The sequence below is a fragment of the Reyranella sp. genome, from assembly GCF_965279625.1.
Taxonomy (GTDB): domain Bacteria; phylum Pseudomonadota; class Alphaproteobacteria; order Reyranellales; family Reyranellaceae; genus Reyranella.
On sequence record NZ_OZ257251.1, the window covers coordinates 65,839 to 81,107 of the forward strand.

General features: G+C 64.1%; 13 protein-coding genes and 1 tRNA gene. 8 read left to right on the forward strand and 6 right to left on the reverse strand.

The annotated features are described in order from the left end of the window. Window positions 1-97 precede the first annotated feature (97 nt). From ACQY78_RS00295 to ACQY78_RS00310, 4 genes are all read left to right on the forward strand, one after another. Complete coding sequence (locus ACQY78_RS00295) at window positions 98-2,107, forward strand: glycosyltransferase family 2 protein (protein ID WP_428681647.1); 2,010 nt, start codon at window positions 98-100, stop codon at window positions 2,105-2,107. 79 nt (window positions 2,108-2,186) lie between these two features. Beyond that, window positions 2,187-3,644: a hypothetical protein gene (locus ACQY78_RS00300; RefSeq protein ID WP_428681649.1), complete on the forward strand. Its 1,458-nt coding sequence runs from the start codon at window positions 2,187-2,189 to the stop codon at window positions 3,642-3,644. Between the two features lie 35 nt (window positions 3,645-3,679). Next, on the forward strand, window positions 3,680-5,191 hold the full coding sequence (locus ACQY78_RS00305) for a glycosyltransferase family 2 protein (protein WP_428681651.1): 1,512 nt from the start codon (window positions 3,680-3,682) through the stop codon (window positions 5,189-5,191). A 147-nt stretch (window positions 5,192-5,338) separates the two neighbouring features. After that, window positions 5,339-6,289 (forward strand): OmpA family protein, encoded by a 951-nt coding sequence (locus tag ACQY78_RS00310; protein WP_428681653.1) that lies wholly within the window; start codon window positions 5,339-5,341, stop codon window positions 6,287-6,289. A 55-nt stretch (window positions 6,290-6,344) separates the two neighbouring features. Here the strand turns inward: ACQY78_RS00310 and ACQY78_RS00315 are convergent, their stop codons facing one another. Further along, window positions 6,345-7,601 (reverse strand): glycosyltransferase family 4 protein, encoded by a 1,257-nt coding sequence (locus ACQY78_RS00315; protein WP_428681655.1) that lies wholly within the window; start codon window positions 7,599-7,601, stop codon window positions 6,345-6,347. Between the two features lie 185 nt (window positions 7,602-7,786). Between ACQY78_RS00315 and ACQY78_RS00320 the strand changes: the two genes are divergently transcribed. Further along, complete coding sequence (locus ACQY78_RS00320) at window positions 7,787-9,019, forward strand: LLM class flavin-dependent oxidoreductase (protein ID WP_428681657.1); 1,233 nt, start codon at window positions 7,787-7,789, stop codon at window positions 9,017-9,019. A 33-nt stretch (window positions 9,020-9,052) separates the two neighbouring features. Here the strand turns inward: ACQY78_RS00320 and ACQY78_RS00325 are convergent, their stop codons facing one another. The 5 genes from ACQY78_RS00325 to ACQY78_RS00345 form a co-directional block, all read right to left on the reverse strand. Beyond that, on the reverse strand, window positions 9,053-10,153 hold the full coding sequence (locus ACQY78_RS00325; protein ID WP_428681659.1) for a glycosyltransferase: 1,101 nt from the start codon (window positions 10,151-10,153) through the stop codon (window positions 9,053-9,055). 107 nt (window positions 10,154-10,260) lie between these two features. Further along, window positions 10,261-10,524: a hypothetical protein gene (locus ACQY78_RS00330; protein ID WP_428681661.1), complete on the reverse strand. Its 264-nt coding sequence runs from the start codon at window positions 10,522-10,524 to the stop codon at window positions 10,261-10,263. 75 nt (window positions 10,525-10,599) lie between these two features. After that, a complete protein-coding gene (locus tag ACQY78_RS00335) occupies window positions 10,600-11,202 on the reverse strand; it encodes a hypothetical protein (protein ID WP_428681663.1) in 603 nt (200 codons plus the stop codon). Window positions 11,203-11,851: 649 nt separating this feature from the next. Continuing rightward, window positions 11,852-12,631 (reverse strand): SDR family NAD(P)-dependent oxidoreductase, encoded by a 780-nt coding sequence (locus ACQY78_RS00340; protein ID WP_428681665.1) that lies wholly within the window; start codon window positions 12,629-12,631, stop codon window positions 11,852-11,854. A gap of 60 nt (window positions 12,632-12,691) precedes the next feature. Then, a tRNA-Gln gene (locus ACQY78_RS00345) sits at window positions 12,692-12,765 on the reverse strand. A gap of 114 nt (window positions 12,766-12,879) precedes the next feature. On the opposite strand from ACQY78_RS00345, the gene ACQY78_RS00350 reads away from it, so the two are divergent. Genes ACQY78_RS00350 through ACQY78_RS00360 form a run of 3 tightly spaced genes read left to right on the forward strand, consistent with a single transcriptional unit; the run spans window position 12,880 to window position 15,202 of the window. After that, window positions 12,880-13,947 (forward strand): Ppx/GppA phosphatase family protein, encoded by a 1,068-nt coding sequence (locus ACQY78_RS00350; protein ID WP_428681667.1) that lies wholly within the window; start codon window positions 12,880-12,882, stop codon window positions 13,945-13,947. A 2-nt stretch (window positions 13,948-13,949) separates the two neighbouring features. Continuing rightward, a complete protein-coding gene (locus ACQY78_RS00355) occupies window positions 13,950-14,642 on the forward strand; it encodes an RlmE family RNA methyltransferase (protein ID WP_428681669.1) in 693 nt (230 codons plus the stop codon). Between the two features lie 50 nt (window positions 14,643-14,692). Continuing rightward, a complete protein-coding gene (locus tag ACQY78_RS00360; RefSeq protein ID WP_428681671.1) occupies window positions 14,693-15,202 on the forward strand; it encodes a DUF1993 domain-containing protein in 510 nt (169 codons plus the stop codon). Window positions 15,203-15,269 lie beyond the last annotated feature (67 nt).

Below are 15,269 nucleotides of genomic sequence, written 5' to 3' on the forward strand. Positions count from 1 at the left end.
GCGGCCGATGCCCGTGCCAGAGGTAACTGCAATTAGTTCATGATAAAACAAATTTGCCGAGGAGGGAGTGCGATGGCGTGCACAAACGAGTGATTAAATGGTGAGCGCGCCGTCAGCTTTGCAAGCCGTGGCGGCCGCCGCGGCCAACGTGTCCTCGCTGCGGGTCGACGGTTTGGCTCATGGAGCTGCAGCCAGCGCGCAGTATGAGCTGACCCTTCGGAAAGGGGCGCCGGCAGAAGGCTGGCTGTGGGTGAGATATCGGACGACGCTCTATGGCTCGGCTGGTCGCCCGGTAATCCGCTTCGAGGGCGACGCCGGGGAGACGGAGCAGCCAATGTCGGCCGCCTTGTTTGGAATCGGAGAGTGGATTGGGAGGGTTCCGGGAAGGACACGACGCATTCACATTGGTCTGCCAGCCGGTTGTTCCACGGCTCACTTCAGCCTTCTGCAAGGACTGATGCTCTCAGGGAGCGAATTGTTCGCATTAGCCCGGAACCGCAGCCCGGCGAAGGCGCTGCTCGCGGCGGCGCTGCGGCTGGTCGGGTGCAGAGTAGCCTCTGACGGACTGTTGATGAACCTGTTCGGCGCCACCCCACTCCAGCGGTACCACGAGTGGCGCGTCGCCAATGAGCGGGGCCTTGACGTGACGGGGTTGGAGGCTCGCCGGGACAGCTGGGACCGAGGGCCGCATATTCGCGTGATACTGTTCGAAAATGGTGAGGGAGATGACGAGGCGGTCAAGGCGACCGTTGCTTCGCTGGAGCGGCAGGTCTACCCGCACTGGTCTCTTGTCTTCGTCGGCGCTGACATCGCCTGCGGGGGGGAGCGCCGGGTCGTTTGTGTCGAGAGGAATGCGAAGGCCGAGGTGTTGTGGCGAGGACTCGACTCCTCGGACATCATTCTGCCGATCTCTGCCGGAGACACGATTTCCGACTATGCGATGGCCGCGCTGGTCGAGTTCGCGGGGACGCGCCCTGATCACACACTATTCTATGCCGACGAGGACTCGATCGATGCCGGCCGCTATGTCGCGCCGGAACTCAAACCCGACTGGAGCCCGATTTTCCACAGAGCCAGCCCATTCGTCGGGCGCGCCATCTATGCGCGGTGTCGGGCACTCGATGCGCACGGCCAGCTTCCGCTGGGCGAGATGTTACGCCCGGCGACCTGGGATGCGCTCTTTGCCGCATCAGAGCGGCCTGTCGGCCACATTCGTCGGGTGTTGCTCACGAAGGTGTGGAAAGAACCAAGCAAAGAGAAGCGGATCGCGATTGCCAAGCCGGCTCTCCCGGCCGCGACAGCCACGCTCATAGTTCCAACGCGGGATCGTGCAGATCTGATGGCGGCGTGTCTTGCTAGCCTCGAAAAAACGGCACCCCGGGATTTCGATCTGCTGATCGTCGACAATGGCAGCACGGAACCAGCGGCGCGGCGGCTTCTGGATCGAGCCCGAGCGCATCCCCGAGTCCGGGTTCTCAGCGCTGAGGGGCCTTTCAATTTTTCCGCCCTCTGCAACTACGCGGCTGAATGCGCCGAGAGTCGGGTTCTTGTGTTTCTCAACAACGATACCGAGGTCATGCGACCTGATTGGCTCGGCGAGCTAACCGGCTTGGCGATGCAACCGGAAATTGGCGCGGTGGGCGCCAAGCTTGTCTATCCTTCGGGACGTCTTCAACATGGCGGGCTGGTGCTCGGCTTGGGGGGCTATGCAGCCCATATCGATATTGGAGCCTTGCCGGCGTATCCGGGCTACCTCAATCGCCTTGCGGTGCCGCACGAGGTCTCGGCCGTGACCGGCGCATGCCTGGCTGTCGAAAAGAGAAAGTTCGACGCGATTGGTGGCTTCGATGCGGAGAGATATCCGGTCGAACTCGGCGATGTCGATCTTTGCCTGAGACTGGCTAAGCGCGGATGGAAGACGGTCTTCACGCCCGACGTGGTCCTGAAGCACAAAGAGTCCGCCTCCCGTGGCAGATCGCACGTCGCCAAGCGCTACGCGGCCGAGAGGCGACATTTCCTGGCGGGCTGGAAGGACGTCCTTTTCGACGATCCGTTCTTCCATCCGGCGCTGTCGCTGACGGCGCGGCGCACAAGCCTCGACCACTAGCGGGATGCGGGTCCGCATTCCCTCGCGCTACGAGCCGTCACGCTGGCGTGCCCGGTGGCATCGCCGCACGATCGATGCCGTGGCCGAGCCGGCTCTCACGAAATTCCTCACGCTCATCGTCGAGGGCTTGGTTCTCGGGCGCCTGGCCGGCAACATTGTCTGGCCTTTCCTGATACATGTCATGGCACCGCGGCTGGCCGTGCTCGAACGCGGCTTCGACCGTGATTTCTATCTCTGTCAGTTCGAAGATGAGGCGCAGCGTCGCCGCGTCGCGCGCGGGCCCTTGCTCCACTATGCACTCGTGGGATGGCGGACGCGGCGCGCTCCCGCGCCTGCCTTCGATCCCGCCTTCTACCGGGGGTACTATCTGCAGCGGCCGCCCGGAGTGGATCCGCTGTTCCATCATCTGGAGAAGCCGCGCCAGCAGCATTCTCCCCGCAATGAGGTCGAGGCGCGTAACGACCGCTCGCCGTGGCGGGAGGGCGCGGAGGCCGTCCTGGTGTTTCATCATGGGCGGGGCGGCGGCAGCAGCCGCTTTCTTGATTTATACGAGCGGCACATCGAGAACGGAGGGCGCAACGTCCTCCGCGCTCGGACCGTCCTCAAGGCTCCAACGCTTGCGGTCATTGAAGATCGAACATTCGACCTTTCATCCGATCTAGAGGCCCTGGCCGAATTCTCCCGGCGGCTTAACGTGACGCGGCTCCTCGTTAATCATCTCGTCGATCGTCCACTGGAGACGATGGGTTGGTTGCGTGATCTCGGCAGGCGGCTTGGCGTACCTTATGACGTCGTTCTGCACGACTATTTCATGTTGTGTCCGCGGATCGATCTGGTCACTGGAGCCGGTATTTGCTGCGACGTGGCCCCACCCGAAACGTGCATGCGGTGCATCGCGGAGCATGGTGCGGAGGTACGTGATTTCGATCCGCTGACCTGGCGCCGCGACCACTTGGCCTTTCTTGCCACCGCCGAAAGCGTCGTTGCACCCAGCGACGATCTTGCGATGCGGATGCGGAGGTACCTGGAAAGGCCGATCGCCGTCTGGGAACCCGAGAGCGATTCCAGTCTTTCACCGGAGCGCACACCGCGGGTGTCGCCCAACGAGCCCTTGCGGATCGTCACGCTGGGCGCCCTGAATGTCTCCAAAGGCCTGCGCGTCGTACAGTCTCTTGCTGACGCCTCTGAGCAGGCAGGCGCCCCCCTGCGACTATCGATTCTGGGCCCAACGTCCGAACCTTTGCCGCCAAGCATCGGCGTCAGCGGGACCTATCACCCAGGAGATCTCGACAGGCTTTTGAGCGAAGCGGCCCCGCATGCGGTTCTTCTGCCGGCCATCTGGCCGGAATCATGGTCGTTCGTGCTGACCGCGGCTCTTGCGCAAGGGCTTCCGGTCATCGTGTTCGACATCGGTGCCCCGGCGGCACGCCTGCGCCGGCTTGGACGCGGCCATATACTTCCCCGCGCGTTGTCTGCCGACCCGGCGGGGCTTCTGGCGGCGCTGCTGCAGTTGCGCGACCAGTGGGTGAGCCGGTGAGCGGCGTGCGATCGCCGAGGACGGCGAGCGAGGTCATGCTCGGTATTGTCCGGCACGGCGGCGGCTTTGCGATGGCGCTCGCACACGCCCTGCCGGGCTGGAAGCGCGCACTCTGTCGGCACTATGGCCTCGTGCCCGGAACCATCGATATCGCGCACTATGCCCGTTCGGCGGGGCGATCATTCTCGTCGCCGGAAGATGCATCTCTCCACTATTTGACGGTAGGATCCGCGCGGGGCTGGTCTCCGCAGCCGGGCTTTTCGCCGGACGAGTATCGCCGGGACAATCCGGATACGGGCTTTGCGGGGTACGAGCCGTTCTCCCACTGGTTGAGATTTGGCCGGAGAGAAGGAAGGGGCGCGGAGCTGCCAGTCGATCCGCCGGTCCCCGACATTCGGAACCTGCTGGAACGACAGCGCCCCGACGGCGCCCGCGCCAGGGTGGATGTCGTTATGCCTGTCTATGGCGGCCGGGCTCTGACGCTGCAGGCACTTGGAAGCGTGCTGAGAGCGGGGACGAGAGAAGCCCATGAGTTGGTGGTGGTGGACGATGCCTCGCCGGATACTCTTCTGCGAAGTGAATTGGCGACGTTGGCCGAAGCCGGGTTGATCACCCTGCTGGTGAACGAGCGCAATGTCGGCTTTGTAGGATCCGTCAATCGCGGCATTGGCCTTCATCCCGATCGCGACGTGGTCCTTTTGAACTCGGACACCCGGGTCTTCGGTGACTGGCTCGATCGGTTGCTTGCGGCGCTGCGGACCCCGCGGACGGCTACGGCAACGCCTCTTTCGAATGCGGCGACGATCCTGAGCTATCCGGCGACGCTTCGCGAAAACCGCCTGGCTCCGGAGGTCGATGCCGCGCATTGGGATCGCCTGTGCGCCGCCATCGATGCGCCGATGGTGGAAATTCCAACCGGTATTGGCTTCTGCATGGCCGTAAGCCGTGCATGCCTCGACCAGATCGGCGCATTCGACCAGGAGCGGTTCGGTCGGGGCTATGGCGAAGAGAACGACTTTTGCCTCCGCGCGACGGCGGCGGGCTGGCGTCACGTCGCGGCGCCGGGCCTCTTCGTCTGGCATCGCGGAGGCACCTCATTTGGCGAAGCCCGGGGCGAACTCGTCGCGGCGGCACAGGCCACGATAGAGGCGCTTCATCCCGGCTACGCCGATTCGATAGGGCGTTTCATCCGGCGCGATCCGCTGGAGCCGGCCAGGAGAGCACTCGACATCGCAAGAATCAGCGCCGACCCACGGCGCAAGCGGCTCTGCCTTGGGGCTGCCGCCGCGCCGCCAACGGGGGAGGTCCTCGACATCGAGCTGGTAGCAGACTTGCCGCCCTATGGGGGGCAGTACCGGCTGGTACCCAAGGACTTTGGCGCCGTTCCCAACTTGCCGCGCTGGGGACCGACGACCGAGACGAGCGTCATCGCGTCTCTGCTTGAGAATCTCGGAGTCCGGCAAGTCCAGGACGGCAAGGCAGGAGAGGTATCCGACCCATTGAATGGGCGGATTCGCCGGGCACTCGACATGAATGGCCTAGACTGAACAGCGAGGGGGCTATGTGTTGCGCGATGGCCACAGTCTGAGACAGAGGGTGTGCGATAACGACACTGTGCCCTCAGTTCAGCGCAGTGTTCGTGGTATCGTCTTTCCAGCGGCCCTCTATATTCAACGTCAAATGTGGGGAGAATTATGAATAAGGCTGGTTTGGCTCTGCTGAGCTTGGGATTGTTGGTGCCGGGTGCTGCCGGCGCCCAGACCATCAACGCCCAGGAAGGCTTCTACATCGGCGCCGGCGGCGGCGCGTCCTGGTTCATCGGTTCCAATTCGAACGTGAACACGTGGACGGGTTGGGCCGTGGGCGGCAAGGCCGGCTACGACTTCGTCGGACCGCGCGTCGAACTGGAGGTCAGCTACGGCCAGATTCCGACGTCGGCCAACATCCCGGGCACGGCAATCAACGGCAAGGTCGGCCAGCTCAACGTGATGGCCAACGTGCTGTACGACTTCATGCCGACCTCGGTCATCACGCCGTATATCGGCGCCGGTGCGGGTGTCGCCTTCATCGACAGCAATTCCTCGCTGGGCAGCACCCAGTTCGCCTATCAGGGCATGGTCGGCGTTGCCTACAATGTGACCGAGCAGCTTCGCTTCCTGATCGAAGGCCGCTACGTCGGCACGACGAACCCGAGCGTCAACACGCCGTTCGGCAATGTGACCTTCCAGAACAACAACATCCTGGCCCTCGCCGGCGTGACCTACAAGTTCGCAGCTGCGCCGGCCGCTCCGCCGCCGCCGCCGCCGGTCGTTGCGCCGCCGTCGTTCATGGTGTTCTTCGACTGGGATCGCGCGAACCTGTCGGCCCAGGCCCTGAACACGATCAAGCAGGCTGCCGGCGCCTACAAGGCGAAGGGTAACGCCCGCATCACGGCGACGGGTCACACCGACACGTCCGGTACCGAGGCCTACAACATGGCGCTGTCGCTGCGTCGTGCGAACGCCGTCAAGGACGCCCTGGTTCGCGAAGGTGTGCCCGCGACCGCGATCGCGGTGGTTGGCCGTGGCGAGCAGGGCCTGCTGGTCCAGACCGGCCCGAACGTCCGCGAGCCGCAGAACCGCCGCGTCGAAATCGTCATCCAGTAAGCTGGACGACCCGAAACAAGGAAAAGGCGGCCCGATGGGCCGCCTTTTTCTTTGCTCAAAGGTCGCGAAGCGCGGCGTCGACGACGGCGAAATGGTTTTCCCAGGTCGGCCGCGACCAGGAGCGGAGTCTGTCAAGTTGCGCCTGGCGCCTGGCAGAATGGGGCTGGGCATAGTCGAGCACGGCGTCGCCCCAGGCCGACAGGTCAGTCGGGCCGAGATAGTCCGGGACGTCGCGTCCGACTTCGCGGAACACTGGAATATCGCTGCACAGCACCGGCGTGCCGTAGGTGAGGGCTTCGGCAAGCGGCAAGCCGTAACCCTCCGCCAAAGAAGGGAGCAACAAGGCACATGCGCCCTTCAGCAGGCCGACGACCTCGGCATCAGGCAGCCGACCGCATTCCCGAACATGGCCCTGCAAGCGGGCGATCCTTTCCAGTCTTTCGATAATTTCCCTGTTTTTCCAGCCACGTTCGCCGATAACGAGGAGGCGGGGCGTCGACGGCCCCAGCTTGTTGTGCAGCTCGAGCCATAGATCCAGGATCAGCTTGTGATTCTTGCGCGGCTCGATCGTTCCCAGCATGACGAAGTAGGGCTGCGCGACGAACTCGCGTGCGGGTTTGGCAGCTGCCTGCCGCGATACGCCCAGAGGCGCAACGATCAGGGCCCTCGTGCCGGGATTCTCGCCGAAGCGGATTTTGAAAGACTCGGCCGTTGCCCGGGAATTCACGACGAGGGCATCAGCCAGGCGCGACGCATTTTCCATGCGCCGCTGATAGAGCCCGGCGTCCTCGTCGGTGAAGAGGTCCGGGAAGAGGCTGGGAAGAATGTCGTGCACGAAGAACACGAGCTTCAGGTCACCGGCGCTTTTCAGTTCCTCGATGAGCGCGGGGCGGTCGAGCTGGAGTTGCGACGAAATCAAATAGACGAAGCGTTCCCGCCGTGTCGCGACCAGCTGTCTGAGGGCACCCCAGGGCCTCAGGATCAGGACGACGTGAATCCACAGGGCGTACAGCGCGACCCGCCAATGGGCGGCGGTCGAAGAAACGTCGCTCTTCCAGTAGCGGGCGATCGCCTGAACGAAGGCCACGGCGGATCGCTTTTCTACGATCCGGAGCCGACCGAAAGCATCGAGCACCGCGATGTGCGAGCGGTCCGGAGCGACTGCCATGAAATGCTGTGCGTAGGCGAGCTCGACCCGCGGGATGCCCTTGGGAGTCCGAGACCACGCGGCATAGACCAGCCTCGAAAGGTCGAGGATGAGTTGGGCGGGCGGCGGGGATGGTGTCGAATCGGGGCGCACGGTGTGGTTCAAGTCTCAGAATTAATTGGATATTTCCAGGTTATCCAGCACCCCTTGCCGGATCGACCGAAAGACGAGCGCGTGGAGGGTTTGTCCGCCCAACGAAATCGGCCGGTTGCGGGCCTTCCGGAGGGGAGTTGGATCACGGCATGATTGGCGCCGACATCGACACATCACAAGTCATCGGGGACCAAACCATGCAGCGGCTCAAATTCGGCGCCTTCCTCGCCCCGCACCATCCGATCGGCGAGAATCCCATGCTGCAGTTCCGGCGCGATCTCGACCTCGTCGAGCAGCTCGACGGGCTGGGCTACGACGAATTCTGGTGCGGCGAGCATCACTCCAGCGGCTGGGAGATGATTGCCTCGCCCGAGATGTTCCTGGCGGCGGCCGGCGAGCGCAGCAAGCGCATCAAACTCGGGACCGGTGTCATCTCGTTGCCCTACCACCATCCCTACAACGTCGCCCAGCGCATGGTGCAGCTCGACCACATGACCGGCGGTCGGGCGATCTTCGGCTCGGGACCGGGCGCGCTCGCGTCCGACGCGCACACGCTCGGCATCGACCCGATGCTCCAGCGTGACCGCCAGGACCACGCCATCGGCATCATCCGCCGCCTGTTCAAGGGCGAGAGGGTGACCGACAAGACCGACTGGTACACGATGCAGGATGCGGCCCTGCAGCTCCTGCCGCTGCAGGAGGACATGCCGTTCGTGGTGGCCTCGCAGGTCAGCCCTTCGGGCATGACCCTGGCGGGCAAGCACGGTATCGGCATCATCTCGATCGGCTCGATGTCGAACGAGGGACTGCTGGCGCTGCCGACGCAGTGGAAATTTGCGGAGGACGCCGCGAAGAAGCACGGCCAGACGGTCGACCGGAAGAACTGGCGCGTGCTGCTGAGCTGGCACGTCGCAGAGACCCGGGAGAAGGCTCGCGAGGAGGCCCGCACCGGCCTGATGCGCTGGCACAACGAATACATTGTCGGCACCCTGCAGCGCCCGGGTGCGGCGCCGTTCACCGATCCCGACGATGCGGTCGACAAGACGGCGTTCACCCCGGGTTCTGCCGCCACGATCGGCACGCCCGACGATCTCGTGAAGGTCATCAAGGACGTCTACGCCAAGAGCGGCGGGTTCGGCACGGTCGTGGGTTTCGTTCACGATTGGGCCAACCCGGAAAACACGCGCCGCAGCTGGGACATGGTCGCACGCTACGTCATTCCGGAGATCAACGGCTACGTGACCAAGCTGCGCGAATCGCAGAAGTTCCTGATCGAGAATCGCGGGGTCTTCGAACGCGCGCAACAGGCGATCATGGCGAAGATCATGCAGACCGACGGCGGCGCCGAAGCCCTTAAGGCCACCAAGGCGCCGCGCTTCGCAGCCGCCTCGGCAGCGGTGCCGGACTTCGACAAGGAAAATGCCCGCTGAGGGCATGATGAGGTGGCGCCGGTGGGCGCCGCCTCAGTTCTGCTGCTGCCGCCAGACGATGATCGAACTCATCGTGTAGTTGAACGTGGCGCCGACGACCACGCCGGCGATGCCCGCGATCCACCAGCTCTCGTTCGAGTCGAACAGCCATGACGCCACGCCGATATTGGCCAGCGCCCCCACGCCGCAGACGATGTAGAACTTCAGGAGGCCGGCCAACGCCGCCGTGCCCCGCAGCTTCATGTCGCTGTAGGTAAGCAGGTTGTTCACATGGAAGTTCGACGTCATGGCGGCGACGGTTGCCATTGACTGTGCCGTGTCGAAGCTGAATCCGGCGAGCAATCCCACCCGCAGGGCGATGAGGTGAATGGCAATGCCGGTCGTGCCAACGATCGTGAAGAACAGGAAGCGGACAGGGACGGTGCCGCCCGTCACCCGGTGCAGCAGGAGCCCGAGAAAGTCGAGAATGGCGCGTGCGTCGAACTTTGACCGACCTTCCTGGCGGGAGCGGAAGCGGTAGCCAACCTCGGCGATCCGGACCTTTCCCCGGGTGCTTGCCAGGATGTCGACCAGGATCTTGAAACCCGACGGGACGAGGCGGGGCGCCACGGCCTCGAAGACCTCGCGCTTCACCGCAAAGAAGCCGCTCATTGGATCGGAGACGCGCCGGCCGATGAGGAGGGCGGCGAGGCGGGTCGCAATTCGACTCGCGAAGGCCCGACCGGCGGAGAATCCGTCCCCGCTGCTGCCATCGCCGACGAAGCGACTGCCGATTACGATCTCGGCCTCGTCGCTCCGCAGCTTCGCCACCATGGCGGGAAGGACCGTCTCGTCGTGCTGGAGATCGGCATCCATTACGGCGACATAGGGGGCGGCGCAGCTCAGTGCCCCCTCGATACAGGCGCCCGCCAGACCGCGCCGGCCGACGCGGCGAATGCAGCGCACCCGCGCGTCTTCCCGGGCGAGTTGCTTAGCCACTTGCCAAGTACCGTCCGGGCTGTCGTCGTCGACGAAGACGACTTCCCAGGGAATTTCGCCCATCGCCCTGTCGAGCAGGCCCACAAGCCGAGGCAGGTTCTGTGATTCGTTGAAAGTCGGGACGACGATCGAAACCGTCGGTAAGAAGGGCTGCATCCGTCGTCAGTATATTGTGGCGGCAACGCCGATCCTAATGCGAGTTGCGCGGGAGAGCGGCCTTGTCTGCCCCGATCGAGGACTGGATACAGTTGGAAAGTTATCCGTCATCGCGCGGACGACGAGCGATCCAACTCCAGAACGTACCCTTCGAAGCCGTCGCGAAACACCCTGATTCGAGACTTTTCGATCAGCACAGGCCGCTCGACGACAAGAGCAAGCTCCTTGCGTGCGGCCTCCATGTCTTCGAGCGAGACCAAATGAACGCCCCAGACAAGGGCCGGGCAACCTTCGCCATCAACCCGCCGTTGCAAGTCGGCCTTGAGGGCAGGTGGAAATTGCAGAGCCTTCAGGTCCTCGCTGAAGATCATCCGCGGTCTCGCATACCCCTTCAGGTAGTGGGCATAGGCATTGTCGTAGATTTCCTCCGCATAGCCCGGCTTGTATCAGCTGGCAGAATCAGTGTTGAGCACGGGGACATTTTGGTCGCGACAGTCCGGCTGGCCACGGATCCAGTCGGCGCTGATGCGAAACGGCTCGCTCCACAGCATCGACTCGCTGCTCGGGCGAAGGCGATCCGCAACGATGGCTGCCATGGCGATAACCGCGACTGGCAGGACGATGTTGGCACCGAGCCGAACAGCGCGTGCGTCATCGGACTGAAGAGCATCGTAGAGCCGGGCGCACAGACCCCACAGGAATGGCGAGCAGACAAGCAGGTAGCGCGGCAGGAAATTCGGAGCAATCAAAAGTGAACTGCTGATCCCGCCGATCAGCACAAGGAGTGGCACGATCGCCGTCAGAGTGGTCACCGGCTCATAGGGAAATTTGCCAAGCGCGGCTCCTCGCCAACCTGCGCCTCTCATCAGCAGAACGACTACGCAGAACGCAATCGTAATACGGCCGATATTCCCGAACGCCATAATGCTCGCATATTTGATGCCATCCGAATACCAGCTCAGGTTGTTTTGCAACCAGTTGTTGCCGACCACATTCCTGGAAAAACTGGCGACAAACAGCACTACATAGGCCGCGGTGATCAGGAGCACGGCGAAGGCGTGCCGACCAGCAGAGCCAGGGTGTAGTTGCGGGCATTCTGGGACTGGATGAACCAGTAGAACGAGCCCGTTGTGCCATCGCCGCGCCAAACAGGCGGGCCGGCAGGCTGAAGCTGCGCCGCGTGCCGAACAGGAACAGCAGGACGGCAGCACAAGCCGCCAAGGCGGAAAAGCTGCGCAAGGCGATGTCTGACGTCCCGGCGATTTTCGAGAAGAGAGTGAGGGAGACGGCGTAGAGCGGGGCGTTGAGATCGGAAGCGATACGGACGAACAAGCTTCCGGGACGACCGCCCGGCTCGACGACGCCGGCCGTTATGAGTTCGTCGATCCACATGCTCCTGTAATCCAGACCGACAAATGCGCCGACCAGGCCGACGGTGCAGGCAAGGGAGAAGCATGTGATGGCAAACTTGGAGTCGATCGTTCGAGGCATTATCCCTCACGCCGTGACCGTCGCCTGGACTTGGTCAAACCGGGTCATAGCATCGTGGATGATTTTCCGACAACGCGTGGTGTCGAAGAGCGAACTGCCATGCCCGCGTCGGTCCTTGGCCTGCTTCCGGGTTGTCACGAGGGCGGGCAATTCCATCAGCTGCGAGAACGCCACTTAAGGATCCGTCACTTCTGCTCTCCGGCCTTGTCAGAAATTGATCCTGTTGAAGAGGAAGTCGGGCAGGGCGCGGGCGACGAACATGACGAACTTCCAGCGCCACGGCAGGTAGACGACCGCCGTGCCGCGCCTCATCGCCTCGACCGTGCCCCGGGCCACCTTATCGACCGGGGCGAGGCGCCGACCCTGTGCCTTGTACGGGGCCGCCATCGGTGTGTCGGTCGGGCCGGGCTTGATCAGGACGATCCTCACGCCGGAGCCCGCGAACCGATGTCGCAGTCCCTGGGCATAGCGGTCCATCAGGGCTTTAGAGGCGCCATAGACGTAGTTCGCCCGACGGCCGCGGTCACCGGCGATGGACCCGATCATGCCGATCGTACCGCGGCCCGTCCGCCCCATGGCGCCGGCAAGGGCTTCCGCGAATAGCACCGGTGAGAGGGCGTTGACCTCGATCGACTGCCGCGTCCTCTCGATATCGTCCTGGCAGGGTTGCTGGGGCGAGAGAACGCCATGGGCGATCAGCGCCGTGTCGAGCGGGCGATCGGCCGTCCAGCGCGTCACCGCCGCGGAGATCGCGGGCGCCGAGAGGAAATCCATCGTTTCGACCGAGACCTCGGCCTGGGTGCTGAGGCCGCGCAGATCGTCCGCGATGCGCTCGGCATGGGGTCCGTTGCGCGCCACCAGGATCAGTTCGACGGGGCCGTCCTGCTGCACCCACAGCCGGCAACAATGCTCTGCAATGGCCGAGGTCGCGCCGATTACGACGATGCGCGTTCTGGAGGCCGGATCAGATGTGTTGGACGTGTTCAACGTCGCCCACGATCGGCGAATTATGCAACTTGGCCCGAATCAGAGACATGCAGGGCAGGGTGGCTGGGGGACCTGGATTCGAACCAAGACTAACCGGGTCAGAGCCAGTTGTTCTACCGTTAAACTATCCCCCAAGGACCCTGCGGACCTCGTTGGCGCACGATTTAGCGATGACGGAACCGATTGGCAAGCGGGGCCTCGCCGTGGACTGTTTCCTCAGTTACGATCCTCCCAAGGAAGAGTTGTGAATGACCGGGGAATCCACGCCCAAGGGAGGCTGGCACAGCGGTCGATTTGCGCACACCTTCGCTGCCATAGATCTCGGCACCAACAATTGCCGGCTCCTGGTGGCGAAGGCATCGGTCGAGGGTTTTGAGGTGATCGATGCCTATTCTCGCCCGGTACGGCTGGGCGAGGGGGTGGCGCTGAGCGGTTCGCTATGCGGTGAAGCCATCGAACGCACGCTGCATGCGCTTGGCGTCTGCGCGGCCAAAATCGAACGCAACCGCGTGACCCGCGCGCGTCACATCGCGACTGAGGCCTGTCGCCGCGCCGGCAATGCCGGGGCCTTCCTCGGCATGGTGAAGGCGCGCACCGGCCTCAGCTTCGATCTGATCCAGCCGCCGGAAGAGGCGAGGCTCGCCCTGGCGAGCTGCGAAAACCTGCTGAATCCCGACATCCCCTTCGCCCTGCTGGTCGACATCGGCGGCGGCTCGACCGAGGTGAGCTGGATCAGGGTCAGGCCGCGCCCGGGCCGCCCCGGCTGCGCGACCACCGAGTTGATCGGCATGACCTCGGTGCCGTGGGGGGTCGTTACGCTCACAGAATCCTGCACGCGCGGCCAACCGCGCGAGCGGGCGCTGACCCGGGCGTGCTATGCCGACATGGTCGAGCGGATCCGCAGCGACCTCCGGCCTTTCTGCGCTCTGCACCAGATCGGACCCACGATCGCACGCGGCGAGGTCCAGATGATTGGCGCCTCCGGCACCGTGACGACGATCAGTGCACACCATCAGGGTCTGAAGCGCTATAACCGGACCCTGGTCGACGGTTCGCGAATCGGCCGAGAGGAGATCTTGCGTATCTGTGAAGAGCTTTCCACGCTGTCGGTCGACCAGCTCACCCATCTGCCCTGCATCGGCGACGATCGTGCCGATCTCGCGCTGGCGGGCGGGGCGATCCTCGAGGCGGTCTGCCGGCAATGGGCGGCGCCGGTCGTGCGCGTGGCCGACCGCGGCCTGCGCGAGGGCGTGCTGATGGATCTGATGCGCGAGGCCGATCGCGAGGCCGACCAGCTCTGCCGCCGGGGCGGTTGACCATGGCAAAAGACACAAAGGGCAGCGTCCCGACGGGGCGACGCGCCACGGTTCGCGTAAAGACGGCGCGCGGCCGCACCGTCTCCTCCCAGCGCTGGCTGCAGCGCCAGCTCAACGATCCCTATGTCGAGGAAGCCAAGAAGCGCGGCTATCGCTCGCGGGCGGCCTTCAAGCTGCTGCAGATTGATGACCAGTTCCAATTCCTGAAGCCGGGCGGCCGGGTCATCGACCTGGGGGCGGCGCCGGGTGGCTGGACGCAGGTTTCTGTCGAACGGGTGAGCTCGGGCAAGAACAAAGGGGTGGTGATCGGCATCGATCTCACGCCGGTCGAGCCGATCGCGGGGGCCACCGTGCTCGCCAAAGACTTCTATGACGATGACGCGCCCGCGCTGCTGACTAAGCTGCTGGGCGGGCCGGCCGACGTCGTGTTGAGCGACATGGCGGCCGCGGCGACGGGCGAGACCCAGGTCGACCATATGCGGATCATGGGGCTGGCCGAGGCCGCCCACGACTTCGCCCGCGAGATCCTGAAGCCCGGCGGCGCCTTCGTCGCCAAGGTGCTGCGCGGCGGCACCGAGCGAACCCTGCTCGATCGGCTGAAGAAGGATTTCGAGAAGGTGCGCCACTTCAAGCCCGAGGCCAGCCGGGCCGATTCGGCGGAAATGTACGTCGTCGGGACGGGCTTCCGCGGCTAGATTTCGCAGCCCCCGTTCCAGGCGGTCCCTTCGCGACAGGAGAAAGTCCTATGTCCATCGGCATGTATGCTGCCTCGATCCCCGTCTACCAGCGCCAGCTCGGCGCCCTCGCCAAGGTCCTCGAGAAGGGGGTGGGTTGGGCGGTCGCCAAGAAAGTCGACGAGGCCGTGCTGGGCGCGACCCGGCTGACGCCGGACATGCTGCCGTTCACCCGCCAGGTGCAGATCGCCTGCCGCTTCGCCGAGGAGAGCGCCGCCCGCCTCGCCGGCGTCGAGGTGCCCGCGCCGCATGACAATGCCGAAAAGACGTTGTCGGAACTGCAGAAGCGCATCGCTGCGGTGCTGGATTACATCAAGGGCTTCAAGGCGGAGCAGCTCGACGGCAGCGAGGGCCGCGAGATCGTGCTGACCATCGCCGGCACGCCGCTGAAGCTGAACGGCGAGCAGTATCTCCTGCACTTCGCGCTGCCGAACTTCTATTTCCACTGCACCACCGCCTACGCAATCTTGCGCCAGGCCGGTGTCGAAATCGGGAAACGCGATTTCCTGGGTGCCGTGTAGGGTTACCTGTGCATAACGGACACGCGCCATCGCACTTGGCTTGTGCGCAGCACTGTGTATAACGGCT